Raw genomic sequence first — 883 nt, 5'->3', positions numbered from 1 at the left:
TCTCTGGCAAACGGCGCATGGCAAAGACAACCGGAACGCCGGCTGTCTCGATGCGGCGGAAGGCGCCCGGCGTGGTGCCGCGCGCCGGCGACACGATCAGCCCGGCGACGCCCTGCTCCATCAGCGATTTCAGCACTTCTTCCTGGCGCACCGGGTTCTCGGCCGTATTGGCGATGAAGGGCACGATGCCGGCCGACTGGAAGACGCGCTCCATGCCGACCGCCAGTTCGGTGAAGAAGGGATTGGTGAGATCGTTGATGACCATGCCGATGACGTTGGAGTGAGCCTTGCGCAGATTGGCGGCGCCGCGGTTGTAAACATAGCCGACATCCTCGATCGCCTTGCGCACCTTGACCGCTGTCTCGGGCCGGATCAGCCCGCTGCCCTGCAGTACGAGCGATACCGTCGACTTGGACACGCCCGCTTCACGGGCGATGTCGAGTATCGTCGCCTTGGCCCGGCTGGCCATCCAGATCGCTCCTCCCAACTGGTCAAATCTATTGGAACGTTCTAATCATGAGGCGCGAGAAGAGTCAATCCGGATTTCTGAAAAACGGAAAAATCGACAATTCGACTGTGTCAACACCTTATGCGACAAGGGAAATCGTGTTGCGATGCAGCATTTCGGCGTGCCAGAGCAAAAATCATAAAGCTTCTTGATTTATTGGAACGTTCCATCTATAGGCGCTGCCAAAGGGAGAGTTTCATGGACATCACCTTGCCCGAGGAGGGTGGCCGCCGCGCCAGCTACCGGCTTGTCGGTCGGCCCGCGCAGCCGGTTGCCGGGGCGCGGTTTTCGCGCGTCGCCTATGCCGCCGCCCATGTCGTCGCCGACCCCCTCGCCATGACCGACCCGTGGTCGCTGCCCGTCGTCGACTGGGAC

At 61.4% G+C, this 883-nt stretch carries 2 protein-coding genes; one reads left to right on the top strand and one right to left on the bottom strand.

Annotated features, from left to right (window positions below; all coding sequences use genetic code 11):
• On the bottom strand, positions 1-469 hold a 469-nt coding region (locus EN745_RS35320), incomplete at its 3' end, for a LacI family DNA-binding transcriptional regulator (protein WP_145992352.1).
• A gap of 237 nt (positions 470-706) precedes the next feature.
• Between EN745_RS35320 and EN745_RS35315 the strand changes: the two genes are divergently transcribed.
• A partial coding sequence (locus tag EN745_RS35315) for a DUF993 family protein (protein ID WP_127423347.1) occupies positions 707-883 on the top strand: 177 nt, incomplete at its 3' end.

This window comes from Mesorhizobium sp. M4A.F.Ca.ET.022.05.2.1 (assembly GCF_003998845.1).
GTDB lineage: Bacteria > Pseudomonadota > Alphaproteobacteria > Rhizobiales > Rhizobiaceae > Mesorhizobium.
The sequence above is the reverse complement of the archived record's forward strand: the minus strand, read 5'-3'. Positions and strand labels throughout refer to the sequence as shown.